Annotated in this window: 20 protein-coding genes and 1 pseudogene; 18 read left to right on the top strand and 3 right to left on the bottom strand. The window is 68.9% G+C overall.

Translation table 11 applies throughout. From position 1 onward, the window contains the following. The first annotated feature begins 184 nt into the window (after positions 1–184). On the top strand, positions 185–1,405 hold the full coding sequence (locus tag NS2_RS19230) for an IS110 family RNA-guided transposase (RefSeq protein WP_081986035.1): 1,221 nt from the start codon (positions 185–187) through the stop codon (positions 1,403–1,405). A gap of 20 nt (positions 1,406–1,425) precedes the next feature. Here the strand turns inward: NS2_RS19230 and NS2_RS19225 are convergent, their stop codons facing one another. After that, positions 1,426–2,430 (bottom strand): LacI family DNA-binding transcriptional regulator, encoded by a 1,005-nt coding sequence (locus NS2_RS19225; RefSeq protein ID WP_147207236.1) that lies wholly within the window; start codon positions 2,428–2,430, stop codon positions 1,426–1,428. 270 nt (positions 2,431–2,700) lie between these two features. Here NS2_RS19225 and NS2_RS19220 point away from each other — a divergent pair, with 270 nt between their 5' ends. From NS2_RS19220 to NS2_RS19145, 16 genes and pseudogenes are all read left to right on the top strand, one after another. Beyond that, positions 2,701–3,603, top strand: a complete 903-nt coding sequence (locus tag NS2_RS19220) for a TIM barrel protein (RefSeq protein ID WP_033088859.1) — start codon at positions 2,701–2,703, stop codon at positions 3,601–3,603. A gap of 19 nt (positions 3,604–3,622) precedes the next feature. Beyond that, positions 3,623–4,618: a sugar ABC transporter substrate-binding protein gene (locus NS2_RS19215; RefSeq protein WP_033088858.1), complete on the top strand. Its 996-nt coding sequence runs from the start codon at positions 3,623–3,625 to the stop codon at positions 4,616–4,618. A gap of 20 nt (positions 4,619–4,638) precedes the next feature. Next, positions 4,639–5,694, top strand: coding sequence for an ABC transporter permease (locus NS2_RS19210; RefSeq protein WP_081986034.1), 1,056 nt, complete (start codon positions 4,639–4,641; stop codon positions 5,692–5,694). After that, positions 5,691–6,494: an ATP-binding cassette domain-containing protein gene (locus NS2_RS19205; protein WP_155239681.1), complete on the top strand. Its 804-nt coding sequence runs from the start codon at positions 5,691–5,693 to the stop codon at positions 6,492–6,494. The genes NS2_RS19210 and NS2_RS19205 overlap by 4 nt, the downstream gene beginning before the upstream one ends. A gap of 16 nt (positions 6,495–6,510) precedes the next feature. After that, positions 6,511–7,449, top strand: coding sequence for a 5-dehydro-2-deoxygluconokinase (iolC, locus tag NS2_RS19200; RefSeq protein ID WP_033088857.1), 939 nt, complete (start codon positions 6,511–6,513; stop codon positions 7,447–7,449). Then, a pseudogene (locus NS2_RS19195) lies at positions 7,446–8,334 on the top strand (Cgl0159 family (beta/alpha)8-fold protein). The gene iolC and the pseudogene NS2_RS19195 overlap by 4 nt, the downstream one beginning before the upstream one ends. Further along, positions 8,331–9,221 (top strand): 5-deoxy-glucuronate isomerase, encoded by an 891-nt coding sequence (gene iolB / locus NS2_RS19190; protein WP_071344305.1) that lies wholly within the window; start codon positions 8,331–8,333, stop codon positions 9,219–9,221. The pseudogene NS2_RS19195 and the gene iolB overlap by 4 nt, the downstream one beginning before the upstream one ends. Further along, positions 9,218–11,062 (top strand): 3D-(3,5/4)-trihydroxycyclohexane-1,2-dione acylhydrolase (decyclizing), encoded by a 1,845-nt coding sequence (iolD, locus tag NS2_RS19185; protein ID WP_186817605.1) that lies wholly within the window; start codon positions 9,218–9,220, stop codon positions 11,060–11,062. Before iolB ends, iolD begins: the two co-directional genes overlap by 4 nt. Before the next feature lie 159 nt (positions 11,063–11,221). Further along, complete coding sequence (locus tag NS2_RS19180; protein WP_033088853.1) at positions 11,222–12,724, top strand: hypothetical protein; 1,503 nt, start codon at positions 11,222–11,224, stop codon at positions 12,722–12,724. 191 nt (positions 12,725–12,915) lie between these two features. Further along, a complete protein-coding gene (locus tag NS2_RS19175; RefSeq protein ID WP_033088852.1) occupies positions 12,916–14,868 on the top strand; it encodes an MFS transporter in 1,953 nt (650 codons plus the stop codon). Positions 14,869–14,914: 46 nt separating this feature from the next. Beyond that, on the top strand, positions 14,915–15,844 hold the full coding sequence (locus NS2_RS19170; protein WP_228102757.1) for a winged helix-turn-helix transcriptional regulator: 930 nt from the start codon (positions 14,915–14,917) through the stop codon (positions 15,842–15,844). A gap of 69 nt (positions 15,845–15,913) precedes the next feature. Beyond that, a complete protein-coding gene (locus NS2_RS19165) occupies positions 15,914–17,374 on the top strand; it encodes a carotenoid oxygenase family protein (protein WP_033088850.1) in 1,461 nt (486 codons plus the stop codon). Positions 17,375–17,403: 29 nt separating this feature from the next. Next, positions 17,404–18,678: an LLM class flavin-dependent oxidoreductase gene (locus NS2_RS19160; protein WP_063864975.1), complete on the top strand. Its 1,275-nt coding sequence runs from the start codon at positions 17,404–17,406 to the stop codon at positions 18,676–18,678. After that, positions 18,675–19,859, top strand: coding sequence for an acetyl-CoA C-acyltransferase (locus tag NS2_RS19155; RefSeq protein ID WP_033088849.1), 1,185 nt, complete (start codon positions 18,675–18,677; stop codon positions 19,857–19,859). Before NS2_RS19160 ends, NS2_RS19155 begins: the two co-directional genes overlap by 4 nt. A 48-nt stretch (positions 19,860–19,907) precedes the next feature. Continuing rightward, the gene (locus NS2_RS19150; protein WP_081986032.1) at positions 19,908–21,632 is read left to right on the top strand and encodes a class I adenylate-forming enzyme family protein; all 1,725 of its coding nucleotides are present in this window, start codon (positions 19,908–19,910) and stop codon (positions 21,630–21,632) included. A gap of 44 nt (positions 21,633–21,676) precedes the next feature. After that, the gene (locus NS2_RS19145) at positions 21,677–22,885 is read left to right on the top strand and encodes an acetyl-CoA acetyltransferase (protein WP_033088847.1); all 1,209 of its coding nucleotides are present in this window, start codon (positions 21,677–21,679) and stop codon (positions 22,883–22,885) included. 9 nt (positions 22,886–22,894) lie between these two features. On the opposite strand, the gene ilvD is transcribed toward NS2_RS19145, so the two are convergent. After that, positions 22,895–24,748, bottom strand: a complete 1,854-nt coding sequence (gene ilvD, locus NS2_RS19140) for a dihydroxy-acid dehydratase (protein WP_033088846.1) — start codon at positions 24,746–24,748, stop codon at positions 22,895–22,897. Positions 24,749–24,861: 113 nt separating this feature from the next. Here ilvD and NS2_RS19135 point away from each other — a divergent pair, with 113 nt between their 5' ends. After that, positions 24,862–25,449, top strand: coding sequence for a TetR/AcrR family transcriptional regulator (locus NS2_RS19135; RefSeq protein WP_033088870.1), 588 nt, complete (start codon positions 24,862–24,864; stop codon positions 25,447–25,449). A 57-nt stretch (positions 25,450–25,506) separates the two neighbouring features. On the opposite strand, the gene NS2_RS19130 is transcribed toward NS2_RS19135, so the two are convergent. Next, positions 25,507–25,899, bottom strand: coding sequence for a nitroreductase family deazaflavin-dependent oxidoreductase (locus NS2_RS19130; RefSeq protein WP_033088845.1), 393 nt, complete (start codon positions 25,897–25,899; stop codon positions 25,507–25,509). Between the last annotated feature and the right edge of the window lie 128 nt (positions 25,900–26,027).

Raw genomic sequence — 26,027 nt, 5'->3', positions numbered from 1 at the left:
GGATGCCCAGGGCGGTGGGGTGTAGCTGATGGTTGCTTGCCTTTGTTGTGGCTCGACAGGAATGGCTGCCCCGCCGTGCTGGACGCTCCGGCCTCTGATTGAGATCTGATGCGGTTCGTCGCTGATTAGGGACCTGGTGGCGGGGTTGTCCACGGGCTTCGGTTGCGTGAACGGAAGTGCGAGAGTGGCGCTGCGTCAAAAGATCTGGATTGGCATCGATGTCGGCAGGATCGGCCATCACGTGTGCGTGGTCGATGAGAACGGCAAGGTGTGCTGGTCGGGGAAACTGGCCAACGACCAGCGGGCGATCGAAGCGGTGATCGACCGGGCCCGCAAGACCGGGATCGAGTCGCAGTGGGCGATCGAGCTGACCAGTCCGCTTGCCGCACTGCTGATCACGGTGCTGCTGGCCGCCGGCGAGTCGGTGGTGTATGTGCCCGGCCGCATGGTGGCCACCATGACCGGGGTGTTCCGCGGCGAGGGTAAGACCGACGCCAAGGACGCCCACGTCATCGCCGACACCGCCCGCATGCGCGGCGATCTGCAACCGGTGACCGCGCCCGATGAACTGGTGGCTGAGCTGACCCAGCTGTCGAGCTACCGCAGCGACCTGATGGGCGACTGGGTGCGCGGGGTCAACCAGCTGCGCGCCATGCTGGGTGCGATCTTCCCCGCATTGGAGGCCGCGTTCGACTACTCGGCGCGTTCTCCGCTGATCCTGGTCGCCGGGATGTGCACCCCGGCCGAGATTGGGGACGCCGGAATCGATGGTGTCACTGCGCATCTCACCGAGAATGGGGCCTGGCGCAAAGGTATCGACGCCATGGCAGCGGCAGCGGTAGCCGCAGCCGGAACTCAGGACATCGCCGTGCCCGGCGAGGCCACCACCGCCATACTGATCAAGCGGCTGGCGGTCAAACTGCTCGAGCTCGACCGCGAGATCAAGGATCTCGACAAGCAGATCACCGCCCGATTCCGCGAACACCCCCAAGCGGCGATCATCGAGTTGCTGCCCGGGATGGGTCCGCACCTGGGCACCGAATTCCTGGTGAGCACCGGCGGCGACGCGGTGGCCGAATTCCACACTCCGGGCCGGTTGGCCTCCTACGCAGGACTTGTACCGGTGCCGCGCGACTCCGGTCGCATCAGCGGCAACCTGCACCGGCCCAAACGCTACAACCGCAGGCTGCGGCGCGTGTTCTTCATGGCTGCCTTGTCCTCGATCAAGAACGAGGGGCCCTCGCGAACGTTCTACCAGCGCAAGCGAACCGAAAGACTCATTCATACCCAAGCACTCCTAGCCTCGGCCCGGCGCCTGGTCGATGTGCTGTGGGCCCTGCTGCGCGACAACCGGCCCTTCGACACCAAGCCCCCGAGCATCACCGGAGTCCCAGCTGCGGCTTGACATCGTCATTGAGATTCCTGTCAGTCGTGGGGTGGGGCGGTGGTCGAGCGGACGACCAGGGAGGGTTCCAGGCGTTTGCGCAGCGGATCGGTGCGCTCGCCGCGCAGCCGTTCGTGCAGCGCCGCAATGGCCAACTGGCCGATGCGTTTCCGCGGTTGATCTATGGTGGTCAGGGCGACGTGCCGCAGCGCCGCCAGCGAGGTGTTGTCGTAGCCGACGACCGAGACGTCCTCGGGCGCACGCAGACCCGCCTCCTCGAGCGCGGCCATCGCGCCCACGGCATTGAAATCATTGCCGCACACCAGTGCGGTGGGAAAGTTGGTGGGGGAGAAGATGTTCAGCAGCTTGCGGACCGCGGCCGCACCGGCCTCTTCGGTGTGCTCGCTGGCGATCACCATGGGCTCGAGGCCGTATCGGGTCATGGCGGCCGTATAGCCCTTGCGTCGGGGCGGGGCCGCGAAGGCCGCGCCGCCGTCGAGGTGCACGATGCGCCGATGGCCCAGGGCCACAAGGTGATCCACCGCCAGCGCCGCGCCGAGTTCGCCGTCGTCATTGACGGTGTCGACGGCCGGGCTGGTGGAGGTCCGCGACACCAGCACGATCGGGCACCGCGCCGCCGCATCGCGAATCGCGGCCGCGGGCAGCACCGGCGACAGCAGGATGATGCCGCCCGGCCGGAACCCCAGCAGGCTCTCCAGCGCGGTGCGCTCCCGGGTCGCGCTGCGGCGGCCGGTATTGAGGATGAGTTCGAGCCCGGCCTCCTGTGCGGCCTCGTCCATGCCCTCGATCACGTCGGCGAAGAAGGGATTTCGCAGGTCCGAGACCATGACCTCGACAATGTTGGAGGTCCGGCTGGCCAGCGAACGGGCCATGGCGTGCGGCTGGTAGCCGAGTTCGGCGGCCGCGGCCAGCACCGCGCGGCGGCGATGCTCGCTCACCTTGGGCGAATTCCGCATGACCAGCGAGACCAGGGCCCGGGAGACGCCCGCGGCGGCGGCGACGTCCTCCATGGTCGGTCTGGTCATGGTCGCCTCCATGTCCTCGGGATCGGTGTTGTCGGACTCGGGATCGGTGTGTGTCGCACGCTACAGCGTTGCCACCGGGCGAGGCAATAGAGCGCTCTAATCAGATATTCGGGGCATGGATTCGGTCCGGCATTTGGCCTGCAAGACCATGTTTTCCGTGGCCACACAGCAGTTTTCGATGCATGTCGGACTCTTGACACGGGAGTGAGCCAGGTTACATTGTTGGAGCGCTCCAATGCTGAGTACATACGACGGGTCTGGGAAGTGCCGATGACCGAATCGCTGAATCCACTGCGTATAGCTGCCGCGCCGATCTCCTGGGGAGTCTGCGAGGTACCGGGCTGGGGAGAAGTCCTCGCCCCCGAGACGGTGCTCGCCGAAATGGCGGCACTGGGAATCACCGCCACCGAGTTCGGGCCACCGGGGTACCTACCCGATGCGCCCGGCGAGCTGTCCAAAGCCCTGCGCGCCTACGGAATCGCGCCGATCGGCGGCTTCCTCGCGCTGGCGCTGCACCGGGAACCGAGCCGGGCCCTGGCCGCCGCCCGCGAGACGGCCGCGCTGTTCGCCGCCGCCGGGGCCGAGATCCTGGTACTGGCCGCTGCGACCGGAGACGACGGCTACGACACCCGCACGTCGCTCACCGATCGCGAGTGGAAGACCCTGATCGACACCGCGGCCACCGTCGGCGATATCGCCGCCGAACACGGCCTGCGCGTCGCACTGCATCCGCACGTCGGCACCCATGTCGAGACCGCCGCAGAGGTGGCGCGTTTCCTCGCCGACTCCGAGCTGGACCTCTGTCTCGACACCGGCCACCTGCTGATCGGCGGCACCGACCCCGTCGAGCTGGCCCGCCGCCATGCCGACCGCATCGGCCACATCCACCTCAAGGATGTGCGCGCCGCACTGGCGGCCGAAGTGCGCGACGGCACTGCCGATTACAGCGACGCCGTGCGCCGCGGGCTCTACGTCCCGCTCGGCAGCGGCGATGTCGATATCGCGGCCCTGGTTCGCGAGGTGCACGCGGCCGGTTACCGCGGCTGGTACGTGATCGAGCAGGACACCGCGCTGGCACCCGGCGACTCCGCCGCGGTCCCCACCGCCGACGCTCGAGAAAGTCTGCGACACCTGGCCGAGATCGGCGCTGGTCTCGCCTCGGCTCGGATTTAGTGGGGAGGTGAAGACGACGATGTCCGCGAACCCCCGATCGCGCCGCCCTCGTTGGCTGCGACTGTCGCCCTGGCTCGCCGCGGCGGCGGTGCTGGCAGCCTGCGCCGGCCCCGGCGCCGATGTCACCGGACCCGCCCAGGCCCCGGCCGCGGTGGGCACCCTGAAATCCGTGGCCGTGGTGACCCACGGCTCACCCGGCGACGCCTTCTGGAATGTGGTCAAGAACGGTGCCGAGGCCGCTGGGAAGGATCTCGGCGTCCGGGTCGAGTACAACTCCTCGGGCGATCCGACCCAGCAGGCCAAGCTCATCGACAATGCCGTGGCCCAGGGCGTCGACGGCCTCGTGGTGTCCATGGCCAATCCGGACGCCCTGAAGCCGTCTGTCGAGAAGGCCGTCGCCGCGGGCATTCCCGTGGTGACCATCAACTCCGGTGAGGCCGAGAGCGTCCAGTTCGGCGCCATCGGCCACGTCGGGCAGAGCGAGCGCATGGCCGGTGAATCCGCCGGCAAGCGACTGGCCGCGGCCGGGAAACACAAGCTGCTGTGCGTGATTCACGAGGCCGGGAACGTCGGCGCGAACGAGCGTTGCGCCGGAGCCACCCAGGGCTTCGGCACCGCGACCACGCTGCAGGTGGACATCAACAACCCGACCGACGTGCAGTCCCGGCTCAAGGGCGCGCTCGAGGCCGATCGCTCCATCGACGCCGTGGTCACCCTGAACTCGCAGATCGCGGCCCGCGCCGTGGATGCGGTGAAGGAGTCCGCGTCGCAGGCCACGATCGCCACCTTCGACCTGAATTCCGATGTGGTGAGCGCCATCCGGGCCGGGTCCCTGCTTTTCGCGGTGGATCAGCAGCAGTACGAGCAGGGCTACCTGCCGGTGGTCATGCTGCAGCTCTACAAGACGAACCTGAACACCGTCGGCGGTGGCCATCCGGTGCAGACCGGTCCGGCGTTCGTGGACAAGTCCAATGTGGAAGCCATTGCCGCGCTGGTCGGCCAGGGCACACGGTGAGCGGGCCGGGAGAAAATGAAATGACTGCTACGACAACGACATCCGAGACGACACCGGCCGCACCGCCGCCGGACCGGCTGGCCATCCTCAACCGGCTGGTCGCCCGCCCCGAAGTGGGCGCGCTGCTCGGCGCGGTGGTGGTGTTCGTGTTCTTCACCCTCATCACCACCAAATTCGTGAAACCGCTGGGCATCTCGACCTGGCTCGACGACGCCTCCACCCTGGGCATCATGGCGGTGGCGGTGGCGCTGCTCATGATCGGCGGCGAATTCGATCTGTCCACCGGCGTGATGACCGCCTCCACCGCGCTCATCGCCGGCCTGCTGGCGGTGCACGCGGGCTGGAATATCTGGCTGGGACTGGCGGTTTCGCTGGTCTTCGCGCTCACCGTCGGCGCGCTCAACGGCTGGGTGGTGATGCGCACCGGGCTGCCGAGCTTCATCGTCACGCTGGGCACATTCCTGGCGTTGCAGGGCTTGAATCTCGGCGTGACCCGCTGGGCCACCGGCACCGTGCAGGTCTCGGGCGTGCGCGGCGCCGACGGATATCATTCCGCCGGTTGGGTTTTCGCCTCCACCACCAAGATCGGCAGCGCCAGCGTCCAGGCGTCGGTGGTGTGGTGGATCGTGGTGACCGCCATCGCGGCGATCGTGCTGGTGCGCACCAGGTTCGGCAACTGGATCTTCGCGGTCGGCGGCTCGCTGCCCACGGCCCGCGCGGTCGGCGTCCCGGCCACCCGCACCAAGATCCTGCTGTTCATGACCACCGCCTTCGCGGGCTGGATCGTGGGCGCGTGCAACCTGCTGCGCTTCGCCAGCGTGCAGGCCAATCAGGGTGTGGGACTGGAATTCCAGTACATCATCGCGGCCGTCATCGGCGGCTGCCTGCTCACCGGCGGCTTCGGCTCGGTGGTCGGCGCCGCCATCGGCGCGCTCATCTTCGGCATGGCGCGCCAGGGCATCGTGCTGGCCGGGTGGAACAGCGACTGGTTCATGCTGTTCCTCGGCGTGCTGCTGTTCTCGGCCGTGCTGGTCAACAACGCATTCAAGAAGCGGGCGGAAAGGGTACGCCGATGACCGAGCAGACCGGAACAGCCGGGGTGCCGTTGATCGAGACGATCGGCATCGGAAAGAGTTACGGCGGCGTGGTCGCGCTGCGCGATGTCTCGACGGTGGTGAATCCCGGCGAGGTCACCTGCGTCCTCGGTGACAACGGCGCGGGTAAATCCACCCTGATCAAGATTCTGGCGGGCGTGCACCAGCACGACAGCGGAGAACTGCGCATCGAGGGCGAGGCCACGCGATTGTCCTCCCCGCGTGCGGCTTTGGACCTCGGCATCGCCACCGTCTACCAGGACCTGGCGGTGGTGCCGCTGATGAGCGTGTGGCGCAATTTCGTGCTCGGCTCCGAGCCCGTCAAACGCTACGGCCCCCTGGAACTGCTGGACCGCAAGCAGGCGCAGGAGATCGCCCGAAAAGGTCTGGCGGACATGGGGATCGACATCCCCGACCTGGAGCATCCGGTCGGCACCCTGTCCGGCGGCCAGCGTCAGTGCGTGGCCATCGCGCGGGCGGTGCACTACGGGGCCAAGGTGCTGATCCTGGACGAACCGACCGCAGCCCTGGGCGTCAAGCAGGCCGGTGTCGTGCTGCGCTACGTCGTGCAGGCCCGCGATCGCGGCCTGGGCGTCGTGCTGATCACCCACAATCCGCATCACGCCTACCCGGTCGGCGATCGCTTCCTGCTGCTCAAGCGTGGCGCCATGCTCGGCAGCTACGAGAAGTCCGAGATCGACCTCACCGAGCTGACCCGGCAGATGTCCGGCGGCGCGGAACTCGAGGCGCTGCAACACGAATTGGAACGGGTGGTGTCGTGAGAACGGGGCTGGTGTCGTGACCGGGCTGGAGGTACTGACGATCGGCCGGGTCGGGGTCGATCTGTATCCCGAGCAGAGCGGTGTCCGGCTCGCCGAGGTGAAGACGTTCGCGAAATTCCTCGGCGGGACGGCCACCAATGTGGCGGTGGCGGCGGCGCGGCTGGGTCGCCGCACCGCGATCCTCACCAAGGTGGGGCCCGACGGGTTCGGGGACTTCGTGCGAAACGCGCTGGAGGAGTTCGGTGTTTCGGCGCGCTACGTCGGGACGTCCGCGAATTTGCAGACGCCGGTGGTGTTCTGCGAGCTCGTGCCGCCCGCGGATCCGCCGCTGCTGTTCTATCGCGCCCCCATCGCGCCGGACCTCACCCTCACCGAGGACGAGATCCCCTGGGACGTGGTGGATTCGGTGCCGCTGCTGTGGGTGACCGGGACCGGCGTCAGTGCCGAGCCCGGCCGCACCACCCAGCGCGCCATCCTGGAACGCCGGGCCCGGCGCGGCCACACCGTCCTCGATCTCGACTACCGGCCCATGTTCTGGCCCGATGTCGAGACCGCGCGCGCCGAGATCGGCTGGATGGTCGACCACGTGAATGTGGTGGTGGGCAATCGCACCGAGGTCCAGGTCGCCGTCGGCACCGCCGATCCGGACGAGGCCGCCGATCGCCTGCTGGCCCGCGGCGTCCGGCTGGCCGTGGTCAAACGCGGCGCGGACGGCGTGCTGATCGCCACCGAGACCGAGCGCTGGACGGTGCCGCCCTGCCCGGTCGAGGTGCTGTGCGGCCTCGGCGCGGGCGACGGCTTCGGCGGCGCGCTCATCCACGGTCTGCTGTCGGACTGGGATCCGCACCGCCTGGCCAGCTACGCCAATGCCGCCGGGGCGCTGGTGGCCTCGCGCCTGGCCTGCGCCGACGCCATGCCCACCGCCGCCGAGATCGAGGAGCTGCTGTGCACCTGACCGATGCACGCTGGTACGACCTGCTACACACCCGCGCCACCGACCCCGAGGCCGTGCGGCGGGCCTACGCCGACCGCCGTCGGCGGCCGAACCTGCTGTCGGACAAGGGAACCCTTTTCCTGGTGGCCGCCGACCACCCCCCCCCGAGGCGCGCTCGGCGTCGGCGCGGACCGCACCGCCATGGCCGATCGCCGCACCCTGCTGGAACGGCTGCTCATCGCCCTGGCCAACCCGGCAGTCGACGGCGTGCTCGGCTCCCCGGACATCGTCGAGGAACTGCTGCTGCTCGACGCCGTGCACGAGAAGATCGTCATCGGTTCCATGAACCGTGGCGGCCTGGCCGGAGCCGACTGGGAAATCGACGACCGCTTCACCGGCTACGATGCCGAATCGCTGGTGAAGTACCGCCTCGACGGCGGCAAAATGCTGCTGCGCCTGGTGGATTCGGACCCCGGCACCATTCCCACCCTGGAAGCCTGCGCCCGCGCGGTGTCGGAGCTGGCCGAGCACGGCCTGATGGCCATGGTCGAACCGCTGCCCTATGCCCGCGACGGCTCGGGGGCGCTGACCATGCACAAGGACGCCGCCTCCCTGCAACGCGCCATCACCGTCGCCTCCGGACTGGGTGTCACCTCCGCCTACACATGGCTGAAAATCCCCGCGCCCGACGAGGTCTCGGTGCTCGACGCCACCACCCTGCCGGTGCTCGTGCTGGGCGGCGCTCCCTCCGGCGACCCCGAAGCCGATCTGGCCTCGTGGGGAGCGGCCCTGCGCCACGACGTCGCCCGCGGTCTGGTCGTCGGACGCAGCCTGCTCTACCCGCCCGACGGCGATGTCGCCGGAGCGGTGCAGGCGGCGGCCCGCGTACTGGAGGCAGCGAGATGAAGCACCTGCACAGACCCGCTGGGACACTGGCGGATTCGGGCGATCCCGTCCTGCTGACACCGGAGGACGCGGGCTGGTCCTACGCCGGGTTACGGGTGCTGCGGCTGGAGCCGGGGGAGCGTCGGGTGATCGACACCGGGGAGTTCGAGGCGTTCGTGCTGCCGCTGTCCGGATCGTGCACGGTGCGGGTGGACGGGACGGTGTTCGAACTCGCGGGCAGGGATTCGGTTTTCACGCGGGTCACCGACTTCGCGTATGTGCCGAGGAATGCCGAAGTGGAGTTGTCCACCGAGGATGGCATCGAGGTGGCGCTGCCGACGGCCCGATGCCTGAACCGGCTCGAACCCAGATACGGCCCGGCCGAACAGGTTCCGGTGGAGGTGCGCGGGGCGGGCCGGGCGACGCGGCAGGTGACGAACTTCGGTACGCCCGGGGTGTGGGACCACGCCGACAAGCTCAATGCCTGCGAACTCATCACACCGGACGGCAACTGGTCCTCGTATCCGCCGCACAAGCACGACGAGGCATCGGAGTGCGAGGTCGTCAACGAGGAGATCTACTACTTCCGCATCGCCGGTCGCGACGGAATCACCCCCGGGCGTGAGGGATTCGGCATGCACCGGACCTACACCGCCGACGGTTCCCTCGACGAGAACGTGGCGGTCCGCGACGGCGACGTGTTCCTCGTGCCGCACGGCTACCACGGTCCCTGCATCGCCGCACCCGGCTACCCCATGTACTACCTGAACGTATTGGCCGGTCCCGCACCGGAACGATCCATGGCCTTCTGCGACGACCCCGCACACGCCTGGGTGCGCTCCGCCTGGGCGGGGGAGCCGCTGGATCCCCGGTGCCCGGTCACCTCCCACGAAGGACGGCTCGGATGAAACTCACGACCGCGCAAGCGCTGGTCGCCTGGTTGGCCGCGCAGCGGTCGGAAACCCTCGACGGTCGCGAAGTTCCGCTGTTCCCGGCGGTTTTCGGAATCTTCGGGCACGGCAATGTGCTGGGGCTGGGCACCGCGCTGGTGGAACGACGCGACGAGCTTCCGGTGTGGCGCGGGCACACCGAGGAGGGCATGGCCCTGGCCGCGGTCGGGCTGGCCAAGGCGACGCACCGGCGGCAGGTCGGCATCGCCACCTCCTCCATCGGGCCCGGAGCACTGAACATGGTCACCGCCGCCGGTGTGGCGCATGCCAATCGGCTGCCACTGCTCCTGCTGCCCGGGGACACCTTCGTCAGCCGCGCCCCCGACCCGGTGTTGCAGCAGGTCGAGCACTACGGCGATCCGACGATCACCGTCAATGACGCATTCCGGCCCGTGAGCCGGTATTTCGACCGCATCACCCGGCCCGAGCAACTCATCGCGACCCTGCCGCAGGTGGCGCGCGTCCTCACCGACCCCGCCGACGCCGGACCGGTCGTGCTCGCCCTGCCGCAGGACGTCCAGGCCGAAACCTACGACTTCCCCGATGCCCTGTTCGAACCGGTCGTGCACCGCGTGCCGCGCCCGCGCCCCGACCGGCGAGTCCTCGCCGAGGCCGCACACGTACTGCGCGAGGCGCAGCGTCCGCTGCTCGTGCTCGGCGGGGGTGTCCGCTATTCCGGCGCGGGGGAGCGGGTGCTGGAATTCGCCCTGCGCCACGGCATCCCGGTCACCGAAACCACAGCCGGACGCACCCTCGTCCCGCACGACCATCCGCTCTACGCGGGCCCGCTCGGCATCACGGGCGCGGCCTCGGCCAACACCCTCGCCGCCGCGGCCGACGTAGTCCTGGCCGTCGGCACCCGGCTCCAGGACTTCACCACCGCATCCTGGACGGTCTTCGCCCCGGAAGTCCGCATCGTCCATATCAATACGGCCCGCTTCGACGCCGTCAAACACGGCGCGCTGGCGGTCGTCGGCGATGCCGACGCGACGCTGCACGACTGCGGCCCCGAACTCCGGGACTGGCGCGCCGACCCGACCTGGACGGCCCGGGCCGCCACGGTCCGTGTCGAATGGGACGCCCACATCGACAAACTCCGCTCACCCACCCCCGGATCGCCCAGCTACGCCCAGATCGTCGGCGCGGTCAACGACCTCAGCGACCCCACCGACTACGTCATGACCGCCTCCGGCGGCCTCCCCGGCGAACTCATCGGCGGCTGGCGCGCCACCGGCGGCACCCCCACCATGGACGTCGAATACGGCTTCTCCTGCATGGGCTACGAACTCGCCGGTGCCTGGGGTGCAGCCATGGCCCGTCCTCAGGGCCTGGTCACCACCCTGCTCGGCGACGGGTCGTACCTGATGCTGAACTCCGAGTTGTTCTCCGCCGCCTTTGCCGGACATCCGCTGGTGGCCGTGGTGTGCGACAACGACGGGTACGCGGTCATCGCGCGGCTGCAGGAGGGGCAGGGCGGGCAGGCGTTCAACAACTTCTACGCCGACTGCCGCACCAACCACGCCGATCCGCCGCGCGTCGACTTCGCCGCGCATGCGCGTGCCCTCGGCTGCTCGGTGTTCACCGCGGGCGAACTCACCGAGTTCCGCGAGTCGTACGCCCGGGCGCGTAGCGCCGCCGTGGCCGAGCGGCGGCCCGCCGTGGTGGTGGTCCGGACCCAGCCGTCGGCCTGGACCGAGTCCGGGGCCTGGTGGGAGGTGGGTGTGCCGCGATATCTCTCGGGGCGCGCGGAATTCGAGCGCGGCAAACCGCGGCAGGTGCGCTACACGCGGCCGAGCTGATCGCTCCGGCGTTGCGCGGATGATCGTCGATCCGGGCAAACCACCAGTTGGGTGACCGGCGCGCCGAATCTGTGGCAGACTCGGCGCAAACACACGTAGGCCCTGGTGGCCACGGTTGTTCATCGCACAGGGCACAGCTACGGGAGTTTGAAGGTCGCAATGGATCTCAGCGCCATCGAGCGCCAGGTGGCCGCGGATCGCACGGCCGCGCGGGACCGGACGCCCGAAACCGAGCTGGCCTTGGCGACCTCCCTGTGCGCGTTGGCCCGCGCCCTGATGGCCACCAAATCCGACCCGGCGCAGCGCGATCGCTCGCCCTCGGCGCTCGAGCCCGCGCAGGAGGCCGTGCTCATCCGGCTGCGCTGGCTCACCGCAGGCCACGTCACCGCCCCCTTCGCCGCCGAGGTGACCGAGGCGCTGCGGCTGTTCGAACAGGCCGCCCGCACCATCGGGCACCGCGAACTGGCCACCTCCACCATCCGCAATGCCTGCCAGGCGTATCGGCATGTGGCGCAGAACTATCCGCTGGCCGCGGGCGCGTCCGCGGACGCGCTGTCGAAGTGCAGCGTCTGGCTGTGCCGCCTGGATCCCAAGGCCGCGGTGGCCGCGGGCGAGGACGCGGTCCGCATCCGCGCCGGCCTCTTCGCCGCCGACCCGGACCAGGCCAACCGCTACCTGAGCTCGCTCAACACGCTGCTGCGCACCCTCATGGTGGGCCGTCAGCGCAAGCAGACGCTGGCCATGTACCGCGAGTGCTACGCGGGCGTCACCTCCCCGGCGATGACCCAGCGGCTGCGCGAAATCCGGGTGGAGGACATCGGATTCACCAGCAAGACGGTGACCGCCCTGCGCAAGCTGGAGTGCGCCACCCTGGAACGGGCGGGCTTCCTGACCCAGCAGCAGATCCTCTACCAGACGGCCGGTGACCTGGCCACCATCGAGGAGATCAACTGGCAGCTGGCGCTGGTCGGACTCAAGCCGATCGCCGCGGGCGCGCTGCCCGATCAGCCCTCCAAGCCGGTGGAGATCAGCACCTCCTTCGGCGCGCTGGCGGTGCGCTGCTCCTCCCGCAATGCCGTCACCCTGGTCCGCGCCGCCATCCTGGCCGCCTACGGCGGCGACGACGCCCAGCCCGTGCCCAGCACCGCCTACCTCGGTGTAGACGAAAAGCACTGGAGCACACCGGAACCCGAACCCAACCCGGCCGAACGCCTGGGCGAGGACGTGGTCCTCGTCGAAAAGGTCTCCGAGCACTGGGTCTCGGTGAAGAGCCTGAACTGGGAGGTGACCCCGGTCGGCCGACACCCCCTGGCGCTGCGCCTGTCCCAGGAATGGCCGGTGGTCAGCGTGACCACCACCGAGAACATGTCCTACGAACTGTGCTGGTACGAGGGCGGAGCCGCCACCCAATACGCGGCCCTGGGCCTACCGGCCGCCCAGACCCCTCTCGAAAAGCCCCTGGCACCCCTGGATTTCAAGGTCCTCTCCGACTACGGCGCCGACTACGCCTCCGAAACCCAGGTCCGCTCCGCCTTCGGCAACACCACCATGTTCACCAAACTCACCTGCCTCCCCGGCAGCGGCATCCGCCAGGCCGCCGAGGCGGGCCCGCTCGCCGCCCACGGCTCCAACATTCTCTATTTCCGCGCCGCCGCGAAGTAATCCGCGCTGTAGAACAGGCATTCTGCGGGTGTCCGATTGGCGCAGTTTGTCGCAACTGTCCAGTACTAATTTCGGTAACAGTGATCCAGGCCACTCATGACCGCTACCCTGTGTTCACCCGGCTGGTCGTGCTGTGTCGCGAAGGGTCCTCCGGTCGCACGAAAAGCCGTGGAGAGAAAGGCGTCTCGATCATGAGTAGCACTCCTACCGCGGTGCCCCCGGCCGCGGAGTTCCCCCCGCCCACGTTGGTCACCGGATTGTGGCAGCGCAAGCTGCCGCACTATCCGGACACTCCCGCACGGTCCTGGTATCTATTCCTCGTTGTCGTCGTGTCGGTCGGGCTGTACTACCAGCTGTTCGTCTCGGGCGCGGTGGGCAATCAGCTCATCGCCTACTTCCACCTGACCTTCGCGTATTTCGTCGGAATCTTCATTGTCGGTGCGGCTTTCGGGGCCGTGGCCTCGGTGGTGACCGGTCTGCTCGATCGGTGGGGGCGCGCGAACATCGTCGCCTACGGGACCGTCGTCACCTCGCTGCTCACGCTGTTCGCGCAGCCGGCGTGCACGTCCAAGGAGGCGTTCCTCGCCGTCTACTGCATGATCAGCATTGTCGAGGGCGCGGTGCTGGTGGCCACGCCCGCCCTGGTGCGCGACTTCTCGCCGCAGCTGGATCGCGCCTCGGCCATGGGCTTCTGGACCCTGGGGCCGGTGCTGGGCGCACTGGTCACGACCGAGATCTCCACCCACACCCTCGACGCGCACCCGGACTGGCAGTACCACTACCGGCTGGCGGGCGTGATCTGCACGGTGATCTCGATCATCGGCCTGGTCGGGCTGCGCGAGCTCAGTCCCCGGCTGCGCGATCAGATCATGGTCTCGCTGCGCGACCGGGCGCTCATCGAGGCGCGGGCGCGCGGGCTGGATGTCGATGCGCTGGAACGCAATCAGTGGAAGCAGATGATGCACCTCGACATCGTCGGCTCGGCGCTGGCCATCTCGATCTTCCTCGCGTTCTTCTACACCATCGTGTCGTTCCTGCCGGTCTACATGGCGACCAACTTCGGCTTCACCGCCGCGCAGGCCAATGCCCTGGGCAACTGGTACTGGATCGCGAGCGCGCTGTCGCTGGTGCTGACCGGGATCGTGTCCGACGCCCTGAAGGTGCGCAAACCCTTCATGGTGTTCGGGGCCATCATCTCGATCATCGGCACCTTCGTATTCCTCGGCTACACCGACAACCCCGGGACCGACTACTACACCTTCGCGGTGGTCATGAGCTTCACCGCGGTCGGATCCGGCATCGCCTACTCCACCTGGATGGCGAGCTTCACCGAGACGGTGGAGAAACGCAATCCGGCGGCCACGGCGGTCGGGCTCGCGGTGTGGGGCGGCGTGCTGCGCACTGTGGTGACCTTCGTACTGCTGGGTCTGCTGTTCGTGGTCACCGCGGCGGGCACGCTGGTGAACTACGGGCCGCGGTTGCAGACGATCAGTGCCAAGTACCACGACGAGATCACCACGATTCAGACCGTGGGCGCGGATACGCTCACGGCGCTGGGCAAGAATCCGAACGACGAAGCGGCACAGGTCGATGCGCTGGTCAAGCTGACCGGGGCCGCCCCGGCGGATGTGAAGACCACCGTCGAGCTGCACGCCAAGTATCCGAACGAGCTGGCCACCCTGCAGGCGATCGATCAGAAGGTGCTGGTGGCGCTGCTGACCAATCCGAACGATCAGGCGGCCGCGGCCACCGCGGTCGGGCAGGTCGCGCAGAAGTTCTCGGTGCCGCCGGATCAGGCCGTCGCGCGCATCACCGCGGCCAAGCAGGTGCCCGTCGATCAGCTGGCCGTGGCCTCGCAGACCGGTCCGGCGCTGACCGCGGGCAGTGCCAAGCTCAAGGCCGTGAGCGCGGTGCCCGCCGACGACCTGGCCTACCTGTCCGCGCACGGCAAGGATGTGCAGCAGGCGCAGGCGGATTCGCCCAAGCAGTGGAAGCGCTGGTGGTGGATCTGCCTGATCGCGCAGATCTGCTTCATCCCGTTCGTGTTCATCATGGCCGGGCACTGGAGCCCGAAGAAGGCGGCCGAGGAGGCGGCCGAGCACGATGTGGCCGTGCAGCGCGAGCTGGCATCCATATCGAACTGAACGCACCGGCTCGGACTGAACGGTTCGTTCCAGTACAGTTATCGAAGTGACGAATCCGGTGGCCGCGACCTTCGATCTGCTCGGCGATCGACTGACGCTGACGATCCTGCGGCACGCCTTCGTCGATCACGCGCGCCGGTTCACCCAGTGGGCCGACCGCACCGCGGCGCCGCCCGCCGTGCTCACCGCCCGGCTGGCGGCGCTCGTCGATGCCGGGGTGCTCGAACGCGTGTCCCGGCCCGGAGCCGCGGAGCGCCCCGGTGCGGCGGAACGCTGCGAATACCGGCTCACCGCACTGGGTTTGGCGACCTGGGAGATCCTGGTCTGCGTCTGGTCCTGGCAGCGGGAATGGACGCCGGAGTGGGCGCTGCTGCCGGAATTCACCCACGGTGAGTGCGGGCACCGCGGGCCGCCGGTGGTCATGTGCCGCGGCTGCGGGCGCGATGTCACCACCCAGGACACCGAGGTGGAGCTGGACCGGGAGGCGTTGTGGCAGCTCACCTCCGGGCGGCGGCGCTCCGGGCGGACGGTTCCGGCGCGCGGTGACGCGCGCTTCGACGAGATCATGGAGGCCATCGGCGACCGGTGGAGTGCGGCGGTCACCGGGCTGGCGCTGGCCGGGGTGCGGCGGTTCTCGGAATTTCGTGCCGCGCTGGACATGTCGCCGACCACCCTGACCGAGCGGCTGTCGCGGCTGGTCGAGGCGGGCATCCTGGATCGGGCCGGGGCGGGCGGGCGCGACTATCGATTGACGCCGCGCGGGCGGGCGCTGTTCGGCGTCTTCGCCTTCCTGCTGGCGTGGTCGACCCGGGCCCATCCCGAGACCCCGGAACCGGGATTGCTGATCCGGCACAAGGAATGTGGCGCGGTGCTGGTCCCCGCGCTGCGCTGCCGGGGTTGCGGGGCGGTGCTCGGCCGCCGCGACGTCCGCTTCGAGCCCCTGGCGATCCGACCGGCTATTGACAGCCAACGATGAGATGCGTATCACTTCATTAACTGTAGTGAAATTGCCGGGTGTTGCTCGCCCGACCGCTGGAGGCTCCGCATGCCGCTCAATGAAGAACTCATCGCGCCCGCCGCGGCCGCGCTCACCAATCCGTACCTGGAAGGCCCCTACGCGCCGTGCGCCGAGGAGATCACGGCCACGAATCTGCCTGTGCTGCACGGTGAACTGCCCGCCGACCTCGACGGCGTGTACGTGCGCAACGGGCCGAACCCGCAGTTCGCGCCGCTGGGCCGCTACCACTGGTTCGACGGGGACGGCATGCTGCACGCGGTGCACTTCGAGAACGGCCGGGCGACCTACCGCAATCGGTTCGTCCGCACCGCCGAATTCGAGGCCGAGCACACGGCGGGAACGGCACTGTGGCGCGGGGTCATCGAGCCCTGGGACACGAATCCGGCCGGAGATCGCCGGGAGCGTAATTCGGCCAATACCGATCTCGTCTACCACCACGGCAATCTGCTTGCCCTGTGGTACCGGGCGGGCAAACCCTATGCGCTGGACCCGATCAGCCTCGAGACCCGCGGTGTCGACACCTTCAACGGCACGCTGCACGGCGAGGTCTCGGCCCACGCCAAGGTCGACGAGCACAGCGAGGAACTGCTGTTCTTCGACTACGGCATCCACTCGCCGTACCTGCGCTACGGCGTCGCCGACCCGGACGGCACGGTCAAGCACTTCACCGGGCTCGAGCTACCCGGCCCGCGCCTGCCGCACGACATGGCGATCACCGAGAACTATTCGATCCTCATGGATCTGCCGCTCTACAACGATCCCCGCGCGGCCGCCGCCGGACGGTTCAAGATCTTCTTCGATCGCACGCTGCCCAGCCGCTTCGCCGTGCTGCCGCGTTACGGCGCAGGGGCGCAGGCGAAGTGGTTCGAGGCCGAGTCCGGCTACATCTATCACACGGTGAATTCGTGGGAAGAGGGCGAGGAGATCGTCCTGGTGGTGTGCCGGGTCAGTGAGCCCAGCCCCGTCTCCGACCGCGCCCACCCGCTCGCCCAGCTGCTCGCGTATCTGCGGCCCGAGGCGAAGCTGCACAAGTACCGCTTCAACCTCCGCACCGGTGCCACCACCGAGGAGGTCATGGACGACGTGAACACCGAATTCCCGGCCATCGACCAGGGTGTCACCGGGCACCGCGGCCGCTACTCGTATCAGATGCGCCTGTCGGTGGACCGCACCATGATCTTCGATGCCGTCATCAAATACGACATCCTCACCGGCGCAAAGCAAACCGCTCCCTTCGGCGACGGCATCTTCGGCAGCGAACTGACCGTGGTCCCACGCCCCGGCGGCACCGGCGAGGACGACGCCTGGCTCACCATGTTCGCCCACAACAACCACACCGGCCGCGGCGAAGTCTGGATCTACGACGCCGCCGACCTCACCGCCGGACCCGTCTGCCGCCTCGGCCTGCCCGTCCGCGTCCCCCTCGGCTTCCACGCCACCTGGGTCAGCGCCGACCGGATGCGCGCCGCCGCGCAACCGGAGCAGTGAAATGGGTTGTCCGAGTGACTTTTCCGAAGTTGAGTGTCAGCCTACCCTATTGGCAGAACCGCCCGCCCCTCGATGCCCTGGCGGTAGCCGAAGCCGCCGAGAAGCTCGCCTACCACCGCCTCTGGATAGGCGAAATGGCCACCTTCGACGCCTTCGCCCTCGCCACCGCCATCGGCCGCAGCCCGGGCCGAATGCCGCTCTGCCTCGGCCCCTTACCTATCGGTGTCCGCACCCCAGCCACCATCGCCATGGGCGCGGCCACCGTCGCCGCCCTCACCGGCCGCCCGGTCGACCTGGCCCTCGGCACGTCGAGCACGGTCCTGGTCCGCGACTGGCACGGCCGCCGAAGACACCGCACCGCAAGACATCTGGATGAAACCACCCGCATCGTCGGTGCGCTGCTGGCGGGTGAGAAGGTCGAATACGACGGCCTGATCGAACGCACGAGAGGCTTCCGGCTGCGCCTGCCCGCCCTGCGCCCCACCCGCGCTCACGCCGTACTCGGTTCGGGCGCGGCGGCCCGCGGCTGGCCCAGCGTCGGATCCACCACCGGTCGTGGACCTTCCACCGGCGACCGGCCTTCGGCGGCTCACCGGGCGGCTCCGGCCGATGTGGGCCCGGGTGGCGAGATCGCGGTGGCGGCATTCGGGGAACGGGCGCTCGACGTCGCGGCGCGGTGTGCGGACCGGGTGGTACTGAATCTGGTCACGCCCGCTCAGACCGCGCGATGTGTCACGGCGATAGGGGAATTCGCGGCTCGGGCGGGGCGGGCAGCGCCGCCGGTGTCGGTCTGGGTCACCGCCGGGGCCGATCCGGATGCGGACATGTTCACCACCGTCCGGTCCGGGGTCGTGGGATACCTGCGGGCACCCGGTTACGACGCCATGTTCACCGAGGCCGGGTTCGGCGAGGTGGTCCGGCTCGCGCATGGCGGTGCCCATCCCCGCGACGTGCTAGCGGCCATCCCGGACGAATTGCCCGCGGCCGTAGGCATGTTCGGCGATCCGGCTACCCTCGCGGCCCGGCTCGGCACCTACCGCGACGCCGGAGCCGACGAAGTGGTCGTCGTACCGGTGACGACGGCCGCGGATCCGGCCGGATATCGAACGCTCGACGCGCTGGCCGCGATTCGCGAGTCCGCCACGCGCCCCGGGGCCGAACTCCGAGGCCGGCTGTTGCCCGGATCGGGGTCTGGACCGCATGCGAATGGTGCTTCCCGGTCCGGATCCGGTCCGGCCACGGGCGAGGTTCCCCGATTCGAGACACCGGGTGCGGCAGGAGATTCGGCGGGGTCGGGCCGATGACCGAGGCGTTCGTCTATGACGCGGTGCGGCTGCCGCGGGGGCGGGTGCGCAAGGGTGGGGGAACGTTGGCGGAGGTACCGCCGTACGAATTGCTCGGGCAGTTGCTCGTGGCGCTCGAGGAGCGGGGATGTCCGTCGGCGGCGGTCGACGATGTGCTCGTCGGGGTGAGCACGGCGGTGGGGGAGCAGGGCGGGGATATCGCGCGGGCGGCCGCCATCTGGGCAGGGTGGCCGGATTCGGTTCCGGGGGCGGTGGTTTCGCGGCTGTGCTGTTCCGGACTGGACGCGGTCGAGAGCGGCGCCGCGCGGGTGGCGGCGGGGTTCGCGGATCTGGTTGTCGCCGGTGGGGTGGAGTCGATGTCGCGGGTGCCGATGCTGGCGGATCGGCCCGCCATCGCGGTCGATGCCGACCTGGGGGAGCGGACCGGGTTCGTGACCATCGGGGTATCTGCGGATCTGACGGCGGCCGAGTACGGGATCACGCGGGCGGAACTGGATGCCTTTGCGGTGCGGTCACATCGAAAGGCCAGTGCGGCAGTCGTTTCGGAGTCGTTGATTCCGGTGCGCAAGGGTGAATCCGTAGTGCTGGCCGCCGACGAGGGTGCACGGCCTGACGCGTGCGTCTCCGCGTTCGCCGCGTTGCCCACGCTGTTCGGTGCGGATCCGGCCTGGGAGCGGGTGGCGCGGCGGCTGCCGGGCGCGGCGCATCCGGTCGGCGGGCTGCACACGATCGCCACCGCGCCACAGCTCGCCGACGGGGCTTCGGCACTGCTGCTGGGCAATCGGCGAGCCGAGCAGGCACTCGGACGGCCACCGGTGGCGCAGATCGTGGGCACCGCGCAGACAGCGGTCCGGTCGCCGCTGCTGAGCGCGCCGATCAGCGCCGCGCGCGTGGCCCTGCGACGCGCGGGCATCTCGGCCGCCGACCTGGACGGGATCGAAGTGAACGAATCCTTCGCCGTCACACCGCTTTTACTGAGGCGCGAACTGAGCCTCGACCCAGCGCGCGTGAACCCGTCCGGCGGCGCGATGGCGGTCGGCCACCCACTGGGCGCAACTGGCGGCATCCTCCTCGTCTCGGCCCTCGACGAATTACGCCGCCGTGACGGCGAATTCGCACTCATAGCCATACCCGCCGCCCTCGGCCTGGGCTCCGCCACCGTCCTGCGGCGTATCTCCTGAGCTCCGGCTCGGGGCTGTGACCGGAACATCTAGCACCAGGGAAACGAAATGGTCGAAACATCCACCTCCACGGGCACTTCGAGCAGTCGGCGGATGGTGCATCCGTGTCATTCCGAGGAGACGGTGCGGGAGTATCTGGAGCGTGGGTGGTGGCAGCCGGAGACGATTCCCGAGGTGTTCCGGCAGCGTGTCGACGAGACGCCGGATGCTCCGGCGGTCAGCGATCCGGCGAATCTGGTCCAGCTGACCGGTGCGGAACCTCGCACCCTCACCTGGCGCGAACTCGACGATCTTGTCGGTGATATCGCGGCGGTGCTGCTGGCCAACGGGATCCGCCAAGGTGCCGTCGTTGCGGTGCAGCTGCCCAATTCCGTCGCCTTGACCGCAATCTATCTGGCGCTGTGGCGGTTGGGCGCGGTGGCGACACCCATGCCGGTGTCCTTCCGGCGGCACGAACTGTCGGGGATCGTGGCCGCGACCGGGGCGGAGGCGCTCATTGCCGTTGGAGCGCTGGGCGATCGGGAACTCGCGGCGGAAGGCCTCGCGACGCGCGGACTGCGTACCGTCTTCGCCTTCGGGCCGGGTATTCCGGGGCGGGCGGTGGCGATCGGGGAACCGGTGGACGCGCACGCGCGGAATCGGGTGCGTGACTATGCGTTCACGCTGCCGGTGACGGTGAACGATCGGATCACCATCTGCTGGACCAGTGGCACCGAGGCCACGCCGAAGGGGATTCCCCGTTGTCATGGTGATTGGCTGGCGGTGGCGAACGGTGTTCAGGACGGGCTGGGCGTGACTACGGATTCGGTGGTGCTCAATCCGTTTCCGATGGTGAACATGGCCGGGTTCGCGGGCTCGTTCCTGCCGTGGCTGCTGGCGGGCGGGCATCTGGTGCAGCATCATCCGCTGGATCTGGCGGTGTTCTTCCGGCAGATCGCCGAGCATCGGGTGACCCACACCAGCATGCCGCCCGCGCTGCTCACCATGCTGTTGCAGAACGACGACCTGCGCGCCCGCGCCGACCTGTCCTCGCTGCGCACGGTCGGTTCCGGTGGGGCTCCGCTGCCGCCGCCGGTGGTGCGGCGCTGGCAGGAGGAGCTCGGCATCCAGGTGCTGAACTTCTTCGGCTCCAACGAGGGTGTGAGCCTGCTGGGCGCGCCTACCGATATCCCCGATCCGGAGGTGCGGGCCCAGCACCTGCCGCATTACGGCGCGGCCGGGGTGCGCTGGTCCACGCGGCTGGCCGACAGTACGGCGGTGAAGCTGGTCGATGTCACCACCGGGGCAACCGTCACCGAGATCGGCGGCCGCGGCGAACTGCGGCTGCGCGGCCCGGCCGTGTTCGGCGGCTACCTGCCGGGCACCGCCGCCACCGAGCCGTTCGACGCGGACGGATACCTGTGCAGCGGAGACGTTTTCGAGCTGTGCGGCGAGGGCGGCCGGTATCTGCGTTTCGTGGACCGGGTGAAGGAGATCATCATTCGCGGCGGGATGAATATCGCGCCCGCCGAGATCGAAGGACTGCTCATCGGCCATCCGGCGGTCGCCGATGTCGCGGTCGTCGGCTATCCGGATGCGGTGCTCGGTGAGAAGTGCTGTGCCGTAGTCGTTCCCGCGCCCGGTGCGAGCGTTGCCCTCGCGGATCTGGTCGCGCATCTGAAGGCCCGGGAGGTCGCCTCCTTCAAACTTCCCGAGCGCCTGGTGATCACCGATGCTCTTCCGCGCAACCCGGTCGGCAAGCTGCTGCGCCGCGAGCTGCGCGCTCGACTCTGAATCCCATCGATCGACAGCAGGAGGTCCTCGTGTCCGTGCATATTATGGGCGGCGCTCAAACCGATTTCGCCGTCAACTGGCAGCGCGCCGGAGCCTCGTTCGATGCTCTGGTCCGCACCGTCCTGGAGGAGGCGCTGGACGCCGCGCGCGTGGCGGTGACCGACATCGGCGTGATCCACGTGGGCAATGCGTTCGGTCAATTGTTCACCGGTCAGGGCCATCTCGGCGGCATGCCCGCCACCGTCCATCCGGAGCTGTGGGGCGTGCCCGCCTCCCGGCACGAGGCGGCGTGCGCCTCGGGCAGCATGGCGGCCCTCGCCGCCATGGCCGACCTCGAGTCCGGGCGCTACGACTGCGCCCTGGTGCTCGGGGCCGAATTGGAGAAGACCGTCCCCGGCGCGCAGGCGGCCGCCTACATGGGCGCGGCCGCGTGGGCGGGCCACGAGACGCTCGACACCGACCTGGTCTGGCCCACCCAATTCGCCGCCGTCGCCGATGAATACGACCGCCGGTACGGCCTCGATCCCGCGCATCTGCGTGCCATCAGCGAGCTGAATATCACCAATGCGCGCCTGAATCCCAACGCCCAGACCCGGGATTGGCGTTACGGCGAGGCCGCCTTCACCGCCGACGACGCCGCCAATCCGCCGGTCGCCGGGATGCTGCGCTGCCAGGACTGTAGCCAGATGACCGACGGCGCGGCGGCGGTCGTCCTGGTGTCGGATCGATTACTGAAGCGGCACAATGACATCCGTGTCGATCGCACCGCCGTGATCACCGGCGGGGGTCACCGCACCGTCGGCCTGCCGCTCGACGAGAAGTTCCGCGTCTCCGCGGCCGATCAGTACGTCTTCCCGCACGTCCGCACCGCGGTCCTCGACGCCCTGTCGCGGGCGCGGCTTGCCGACATCCACCAGCTCGACGGTGTCGAAGTGCACGACTGCTTCTCCATGTCGGAGTACATGGCCATCGACCACCTCGGCCTCACCGCCCCGGGCGAGAACTGGAAAGCCGTGGAATCCGGCATGATCGCCCGCGACGGCAGCCTGCCCATCAACCCGGGTGGTGGTCTCATCGGCATCGGCCACCCCGTCGGGGCCACCGGCGTCCGCATGCTGCTCGACGCCTACCGGCAGGTCACCGATCAGGCGGGCGAGTTCCAGCTCCCGAATGCGCGGCGCTACGGCACCGTCAATATCGGCGGCAGCACGACCACCGTCGCGAGCTTCGTCGTGGCGGCGGCCGACGACTGAGGCCGGGGCTCACCCGTCGAGTTTCGCCGGATCACGGACGGCGCCCTTGTCGGCCGAAGTGGCCAGCAGGGCATAGGTTTTCAGGGCGGCGGACACCTGTCGTGCGCGGTTGCGCGGCCCGTAGCCGCCATGGGCTTCCAATTCCTTTCGGCGGGCGGCGAGTTCGTCGTCGTCGACGTGGACGGTGAGGCCGCGGGACGGGATGTCGATGGTGATCGAATCCCCGTCCCGGACCAGTGCGATCGGGCCACCGGCGGCGGCCTCGGGGGAGATGTGGCCGATGGAACAGCCCGAGGATCCGCCGGAGAACCTGCCGTCGGTGATCAGCGCGCACTGTCCGGCCAGACCGAGACCCCTCAGATATGACGTGGGGTACAGCATTTCCTGCATGCCCGGTCCGCCGCGCGGGCCCTCGTAGCGGATCACCAGGACATCACCCGCCTTGACCCGCTTGGACAGGATGGCCTCGACCGCATCCTCCTGGGACTCCAGCACCACGGCCGGGCCGGTGAAGGTGTGCATGTGCGGGGCCACACCGGCGGACTTCACCACCGCACCGTCGGGGGAGAGGTTGCCGCGCAACACCGCCAGGCCGCCGTCGCGCGAATGCGCGTGGGCGACATCGCGAATGCAGCCCTGCGCGGCATCCAGGTCGAGGGTGTGCCACCGCTCGGACTGCGAGAACGCCTCGGCCGAGCGCTTGCCGCCGGGGGCCGCGTGGAACAGCTCGAGCGCGGCGTGGCTCGGAGCGGCCGCGCGGACATCCCATTCGGCGAGCCAGCCGTCGAGCGAATCCGCGTGCACCGCACGGACATCGCGGTGCAGCAGTCCGGCCCGGTTCAGCTCGCCCAGCAGCGCCGGAATGCCGCCCGCGCGGTGCACGTCCTCGATCAGATAGGTGCCATTGGGTGCGACCTTGCACAGGCACGGCACCTGTAGCGACATCTTCTCGATATCGGTGAGGGTGTAGTCCAGTCCGGCCTCCTGGGCTGCGGCCAGCAGGTGCAGCACCGTGTTGGTGGAGCCGCCCATCGCCAGATCCAGGGCCATCGCATTGTCGAAAGCACTGCGGGAGGCGATATTCCGGGGCAGGACCGAATCGTCGTCCGCGTCGTAGTAGCGGCGGGTGATGTCCATGACCGTGCGCCCGGCCGCCCGGTACAGCTCGGCGCGGGCGGTGTGGGTGGCCAGCACGGTGCCATTGCCGGGCAGGGCCAGGCCCAGCGCCTCGGTCAGGCAGTTCATGGAGTTCGCGGTGAACATGCCCGCGCAGGAACCGCAGGTGGGACAGGCGTTCTCCTCGATGCGCGCCATGTCCTCGTCGGACACCTCCGGCGACACCGCCTCGGACATGGTGACGATCAGGTCCAGACGGCTGCGCACGGTGCCGTCCACCAGCACCGCGGTGCCGCCCTCCATCGGGCCGCCGGAGACGAACACGGTCGGGATGTTCAGCCGCAGGGCGGCCATCAGCATGCCGGGAGTGATCTTGTCGCAGTTGGAGATGCACACGAGCGCGTCGGCGCAGTGCGCGTTCACCATGTACTCGATGGAATCCGCGATCAGATCGCGCGAGGGCAGCGAGTACAGCATGCCGCCGTGCCCCATGGCGACGCCGTCGTCCACCGCGATGGTATTGGACTCGCGCGCGATGCCGCCCGCCGCGCGCACCGCCTCGGCGACCATCCGGCCGACCGGCTGCAGGTGGGTGTGACCCGGCACGAACTCGGTGAAGCTGTTGGCGATCGCGATCACCGGCTTGCGGCCGATATCCGCGGACGGAACGCCGCTGGCCCGCATGAGGGCGCGCGCCCCGGCCATATTCCGTCCGTGCGTGACCGTGCGAGAGCGCAACTCGGGCACGATGCCACCTCCTGCCTCATCTGCAACCGTTTGGTTGCAACCGTGTGGTTGGAGTTTGCCACAGCCGGGAGCCCAACCGCAACCGTCCGGTTGGAGATGGTTGGATGGACCCCATGGCGTGGGATACCGAGAGAACCAGACGGCTGCTGCTCGAGGCGGCGGTGCACGAGTTCGCCGAACGCGGTCCCGACGGCGCCCGCGTGAACGCCATCGCGGCCCGCGCCGGGATCAACAAGGAACGCATCTACCAGTACTTCGGCGACAAACGCGGCCTGTTCGAAGCCGTCCTCACCGGCCAGCTCGAACAATTGGCCGCGGCCAGCCCGCTGTCCGCCGACAAGGCCGGAGATCTCGCCGAATACGCCGGCCACGTCTTCGACTTCCACCGCACCCACCCGCAGTTCCTGCGACTGATGTATTGGGAAGGGCTGCAACCTCGAGAGGGCGAACTACCGGCCGAATCGGCGCGCGCCTCCCACTACGCGGACAAGGTGGCCGCGCTCGCCGCCGCCCAGCGCGCCGGAACCCTCACCGCCGATGTCGCCCCCGGCTATCTCCTGTACGCGGTCGCCGCCCTGGCCGCCTGGTGGTTCGCGGCCCCGCAGGTGGTCCGCATGATCCTGGGCGCGGACACCGACGATCCGGACACCTTGCGCGCTGCCTTGGTCGCGCTGGTCCGACGGCTCGAGGTCCGTGGCTAGCTACGCACCGATTCCCCGAGCGCGCAGAATCGGTTCACCACAGACCGATTCGCGGCGTCAGTCGGCGGCGACGTCCGCGACGAACAACGGAAGCCGGCGTGCGGCGATCCGAGCGGCGAGCGGGAATTCCGAGCCCGCTTCACCGCGCCCCACCACCCGCGGATTCACCAGCCGATAGTGGCGAAAAGCGTAGCGCGCACCCGCTTCTCCCGCCGCGAGCGTGTTCCTGATCCAATCGGTCCGCCCATGCCCCATAGCCACATAAAGCCTGCCGCCGACGCGAAAAGCATTGACAGGGGTCGCATACGGCTGCCCAGACCTGCGCCCCACATGCTCGATAACGGCGAACCCGGGCAGAAACGGCGCCACCGGCCGAACCACCGGATTCATATATCTGGTCTGTAGCCGGTCGAACCACGCCGGAAAGTGATTACGCTCAACCGTCGACATATTCAGCACCTTCGCCCGAAACCTGATGTCTCAGACAGCTTACACAAGGCGACGCGGCACGGAGCGGTCCAACCGTGGAAGCACCGATCTATCTGCGCCATCCGTGGTTTCGCAATCGGCTAGTGTCG

Source organism: Nocardia seriolae NBRC 15557, from assembly GCF_007990715.1.
Classification (GTDB): domain Bacteria; phylum Actinomycetota; class Actinomycetes; order Mycobacteriales; family Mycobacteriaceae; genus Nocardia; species Nocardia seriolae.
Note: the sequence above shows the minus strand (reverse complement) of the source record. Positions and strands in the feature narration are given on the sequence as shown.

Excerpts from the sequence above, each read along its gene's own strand:
- iolB (WP_071344305.1), top strand. The coding sequence starts at position 8,331 with ATGAAGCACCTGCACAGACCCGCTGGGACACTGGCGGATTCGGGCGAT.
- NS2_RS19220 (WP_033088859.1), top strand. The coding sequence starts at position 2,701 with ATGACCGAATCGCTGAATCCACTGCGTATAGCTGCCGCGCCGATCTCC.
- NS2_RS19150 (WP_081986032.1), top strand. The coding sequence starts at position 19,908 with ATGGTCGAAACATCCACCTCCACGGGCACTTCGAGCAGTCGGCGGATG.
- NS2_RS19210 (WP_081986034.1), top strand. The coding sequence starts at position 4,639 with ATGACTGCTACGACAACGACATCCGAGACGACACCGGCCGCACCGCCG.
- NS2_RS19225 (WP_147207236.1), bottom strand. The coding sequence starts at position 2,430 with ATGACCAGACCGACCATGGAGGACGTCGCCGCCGCCGCGGGCGTCTCC.
- NS2_RS19175 (WP_033088852.1), top strand. The coding sequence starts at position 12,916 with ATGAGTAGCACTCCTACCGCGGTGCCCCCGGCCGCGGAGTTCCCCCCG.
- iolD (WP_186817605.1), top strand. The coding sequence starts at position 9,218 with ATGAAACTCACGACCGCGCAAGCGCTGGTCGCCTGGTTGGCCGCGCAG.
- NS2_RS19215 (WP_033088858.1), top strand. The coding sequence starts at position 3,623 with ATGTCCGCGAACCCCCGATCGCGCCGCCCTCGTTGGCTGCGACTGTCG.
- NS2_RS19145 (WP_033088847.1), top strand. The coding sequence starts at position 21,677 with ATGGGCGGCGCTCAAACCGATTTCGCCGTCAACTGGCAGCGCGCCGGA.
- NS2_RS19130 (WP_033088845.1), bottom strand. The coding sequence starts at position 25,899 with ATGTCGACGGTTGAGCGTAATCACTTTCCGGCGTGGTTCGACCGGCTA.
- NS2_RS19155 (WP_033088849.1), top strand. The coding sequence starts at position 18,675 with ATGACCGAGGCGTTCGTCTATGACGCGGTGCGGCTGCCGCGGGGGCGG.
- NS2_RS19180 (WP_033088853.1), top strand. The coding sequence starts at position 11,222 with ATGGATCTCAGCGCCATCGAGCGCCAGGTGGCCGCGGATCGCACGGCC.
- NS2_RS19135 (WP_033088870.1), top strand. The coding sequence starts at position 24,862 with ATGGCGTGGGATACCGAGAGAACCAGACGGCTGCTGCTCGAGGCGGCG.
- NS2_RS19205 (WP_155239681.1), top strand. The coding sequence starts at position 5,691 with ATGACCGAGCAGACCGGAACAGCCGGGGTGCCGTTGATCGAGACGATC.
- NS2_RS19165 (WP_033088850.1), top strand. The coding sequence starts at position 15,914 with ATGCCGCTCAATGAAGAACTCATCGCGCCCGCCGCGGCCGCGCTCACC.